This window comes from Corynebacterium sp. HMSC071F07, assembly GCF_001810285.1.
GTDB classification, from domain to species: domain Bacteria; phylum Actinomycetota; class Actinomycetes; order Mycobacteriales; family Mycobacteriaceae; genus Corynebacterium; species Corynebacterium simulans.
Genome location: NZ_KV800684.1, coordinates 47,773 through 52,592 on the forward strand (window position 1 = coordinate 47,773; position 4,820 = coordinate 52,592).

The following is a 4,820-nucleotide window of genomic DNA, read 5'->3' on the forward strand; positions in this document are numbered from 1 at the left end:
AGAAGTATGAGCTCAAGCTCCTTCCCGCCGGCATTCTCTCTGAGAATGCAACTCCGGTATTGGGCAACGGCGTTGTTATTAATCTTGAAGCTCTCTTTGATGAGATCGACGGCCTTGAGGCACGCGGCGCGAATGCCTCGCGCCTGCGAATCTCCGCGAACGCTCACCTGGTAGCGCCGTACCACCAGACCCTGGACCGCGTGCAGGAGCGTTTCTTGGGCAAGCGCGCCATTGGCACCACGGGCCGCGGTATTGGCCCGGCTTACTCCGATAAGGTCGCTCGCATCGGTATCCGCGTGCAGGACATCTTTGATGAATCCATCCTGCGGCAGAAGGTTGAGTCTGCGCTGGACATCAAGAACCAGATGCTGGTGAAGATGTACAACCGCAAGGCGATTGACCCTGACCAGATCGTGGAATACTTCCTGAGCTACCGCGATCGCCTGCGCCCGATGGTTATTGAGGCCGAACTGGAGCTGAACCAAGCCCTGGATGCCGGCAAGCACGTCCTCATGGAGGGCGGCCAGGCCACCATGCTGGATGTTGACCACGGAACCTACCCGTTCGTGACCTCCTCGAACCCGTCGGCCGGCGGTGCCTCGGTCGGCTCCGGTATCGGGCCTACTCGCATTAAGACCTCCCTGGGCATCATCAAGGCCTACACCACCCGCGTGGGCGCCGGCCCGTTCCCAACTGAGCTTTTTGACAAGTGGGGCGAGTACCTGCAAACCACCGGTGGTGAGATCGGCGTTAACACCGGCCGCAAGCGCCGCTGTGGTTGGTATGACTCCGTGGTGGCTCGCTATGCCACCCGCGTCAACGGTTTCACGGACTACTTCCTGACCAAGCTGGACGTGCTCACCGGTATTGGTGAGATCCCCATCTGTGTGGCCTATGACGTAGACGGCAAGCGCTACGATGAGATGCCGCTGACCCAGTCTGAGTTCCACCACGCTGAGCCCATCTTTGAGACCATGCCGGCTTGGGACGAGGACATCACTGACTGTAAGACTTTTGAGGACCTCCCGCAGAAGGCACAGGATTACGTCCTGCGTCTGGAGGAACTCTCTGGCTGCCGCATCTCCTACATTGGTGTCGGCCCCGGCCGCGACCAGACCATCGTGCGCCACGACGTCATGCAAGACCAGTAAGGCGCCAACAAGTTCAAGCCGCACAACCTCAGGCACCGCCTCACGGCGACGGTGCCAGCCAATAACCGCCCCACTTCTCCTACAGCATCGTGCACACAACCATCAGCACGCACCATGCATAGGGAAGCGGGGCGGTTTGTGTTCTTATGGCTACATTTGTGCGTTCAATACGCCCTGCTTGGTGCCGCCTCCGGCAACGCCGCTTACCCATGCGCTGGACAAAACACCCCCGTAAGGAGTTTATTCCTGGGGAAATGTTACGGATGTGGCGATGTGAGATATTTAACAATATTAATCGCGTGTCGCGATCGGAGCAAATAAGGGCAGGTCAAGCATATGTCTTAACTTGTTGTCCCCAAAAAAGTTGTATTCATGGAATTTTCAGGGTTCTGTACGGTTTCTTTAATTCGTGAATGGCGTTAACGTTGGGGACGAGTTTGTTCATCGACCCTTGGAACCTCTGATCTTCTTCCAAGGTGGCAAATGTGAGCTGCTCTCGGTTGCGTAAGCCGGTTTTACCCCTTGCGCGGTCGCGCACCCCTAGCGTGATCAATACTTTCAAGTCTTAAGGAAAGGACTTCTTGATATGAACAAGAAGGCAATCAAGCGTACTGCTGTACGCCGTCGCGGCACTACGATTGCTGCCGCGGCGCTCTCTGTTGCACTGGTTGCTCCGTTTGTACATCCTGTTGTTGCACCGCAGACGGCCGCCGTGGCGTCTGCTGCTGAGATCACTGATGCAGATGGTAACTACATTCCGGCGGATACTGGGCGAATTTACGACAACGGTGAGGATGACGGCCTGCGATATGCCGGCCTTTTGCCGGAGTTCGTGGATGCACAGCAAAACGACCCGCAGTACGTGTTCAAGGTTCCGCATTTGAGGAAATCGGTTTGGAATACCGGTAAGACCCCGGAGGGGGATACAGATGCGAACGGTCAGTTCATCCGTTTCCGTGACAAGGCGCTGTACGACGAGATTTCGCGCATCGAGCTGGTGGGTGTGAATGGTGATCACCAGGGGTCGTTTGTAAAGCGTGATCCTCAAGGCTCCGAGTGGGGTCTGAAGTTCGAGGACTCCAAGAACTTCCCAGGTGCCTCGGGCGTTCCGTATGCGTCCTACATTCAAATCTTCCTGAAGAACGGGACCCCTATTACCGATCTGGCTCTTCCGAAGGAGGGTTCCCAGGTTGACTACTACTGGGTTCGCAAGGACGGCCGGATCTTCAACAACTCCGTCCAGCACGTAAACATTGTGGATCAGGGGCAACTTGCTGCTGATACCAACGTACCGGCGGAAACCTTCGAAGCTACGGGCGCGAATGTTTACCACAACGGTATCTCGAAACAGCTGAAGTATGATCAGGGGAACGGGGTCATTAAGTCCACCACAACCGCTACTATGGCGGGTAGGAACTTCGGTGGAAACAGCTATTGGAACTGGATGCTCAATGAGTACATCAGCCCAGATGTAGCAAAGCACATCACCGACGTCACGGTCTACAAATCTGACATGGAAGGCAATCCAGTAAAGGGTGCCAAGAAATGGAAGATGGACTTCGACAAGGAAACCGGTTTCGCGACCACCGCGACTCGGCCCGAACTGTCCTACAAGCCACACGAGCCTGGCATCGATGCCAAAACCAAGGATGAAGTGTGGGCCAACATGGACAGTATCGTGGGCATCCCCGCTAATGTGACCGGTAGCTACACCATCGAGTATCAGCTTGAGGAGGGGGCTGAAAACCTTGCCAACTCCCCGTATGGCAAGCGCATCGACACCACCTCCTGGATCTCCGTGGACTTCACTGATGCGTGGCCGAAGACGTTGCCGAACGAGGATAAGCAGGACGGTGGCGCCGATCCGACGCTGCTGAAGAACACGCTGAAGTTCGACTACCTCAACATTGCCGATTCTGACGGTGATGGCCTCACCGACGACTACGAACGTGAGTTGGGTACGGACCCGTCAGTCGAAGATACGGATGGCGATGGTATCCGCGATGACGTGGAGGTCCTTACCGATGACACCGATCCGTTAGACCCGAAGTCTTTCCTCCCTGCTGCTCCACAGCCGGAAGCTAAGCAAGTTCTCCCACAGCCTGAGTCTCTGTCCGGCACGATTGCTCGCGAACAGGATAAGGACACCAAGGGCGAGGATATTCCGCTGCTTGATGTCACCAATGCGGATGCGGCGCCGGTGAAGATCGTTGCTGTTCCTACCGACAAGCTGAGTGAAGACGAGAACGGTAAGCCGACTTTCGACGCTGCAGACGCCATTGACGTCGCAACGCTTGATGACGTCGCCGCGATTAAGAAGGGTAAATTTACTTCCGGCACGCTTGAACTGCAAGACGGTACGGATTACACCCTCGTTGCGGAGTCCCCGAATGGCGAGCGCACCAAGGGCGGTACGTTCAAGGCCACCAAGGATGCCCCGACTGAAGCAACCGCGACCCCGTCCATCGAACCAGTGAAGGCTGATGACACCAAGGTCACTGTCACGGCTCCTGCAGGCAGTGAGGTGAAAGTAACCCTCCCGTCCGGTAAGGAAGTCACCGCAACCGAGGACCCGGACAAACCGGGTACCTTCACTGCAGGCATTCCTGAGGGCGAAAAGCTCAAGGAAAACGATGAGATCTCGGCTACTGCAACGGAGGATGGTAAGAAGCCTTCCGAGCCGGCAACCGTAAAGGTTGAGGCTGCGGACGCACCGGGGCCGGAGACCCCAACCGACCCTGAGGCTGATAAGACCTACGGCGTTGACTACCCAGCACTGCAGAACCTTGCCGTGGACGGCGAGAACGCCACCGCTAAGGTTTCTCCGAAGCTGACCCTCAACGGTGAGGCCGTGGATACCTTGCCTGAGGGATCCACGTTCACGGCAGATACCTCCAACGCCCCTGAGGGCACAGAGGTGACCTTCGATGAGAATGGTGTTGCAAACATCACCGTTCCGAAGCAGGAGCCGGGTGCGCCAGCCAAGGTTTTTGAGTTGCCGATTACCGCGACTATCGACGGCACTGAGTACACCGATACCGTCGTTGTTAACGTTCCTGCCGGCGATGAGAAGCCGGCGCCGAAGGATTTGGTCATCGACAAGCTCAAGGGCCAGGAAGCATGGTCCGATGATGCCATCACTCCGATTCAGGTCTCGGCCAAGACAGCTGATGGTGCGGCGCTGTCCAACCCCACGTATGAGCTCGTCGGCGCACCCGAGGGAATCTCCATCGATGAGAATGGCAAGATTACGGGTACTCCTGCGTACAACAAGGACGCGGCTGACCTCGTGACCGAGGACGGCAACGCCGTCTACAACGTCACCGTGAAAGTCACCGATGGTGAGAGCACCGGCACGCAAACCTTCCCGCTCGTGGTCAAGGACGCCACCGCGGACACTGACGGCGATGGCCTGACGGACAAGGAAGAAGCCGAAAAGGGCACCGACCCGAAGAAGGCCGACACTGATGGTGATGGTCTGACCGATAAGGAAGAGGTTGACGGTTCCAAGAACAACGGCCAGCCGACCGATCCGACCAACGCAGACAGCGACGGTGACGGCGTTAGCGACGGCGACGAGGTCAACAACACTGATGCTGAGGGCAACCCTGCCCCCACTGATCCGAATGATGCGAATGATAAGCCTGCTGGTGAGTCTGAGGGTAAGAC

2 protein-coding genes are annotated in these 4,820 nt (G+C 57.1%); both read left to right on the forward strand.

Annotated elements, in window-relative coordinates; translation table 11 throughout:
• On the forward strand, nucleotides 1-1,151 hold a 1,151-nt coding region (locus HMPREF2724_RS01515), incomplete at its 5' end, for an adenylosuccinate synthase (RefSeq protein ID WP_070586830.1).
• Nucleotides 1,152-1,737: 586 nt separating this feature from the next.
• Nucleotides 1,738-4,820, forward strand: a 3,083-nt coding sequence (locus tag HMPREF2724_RS01520; protein ID WP_141748290.1) for a Rad2 family DNA repair protein, incomplete at its 3' end; no start/stop codon positions are given.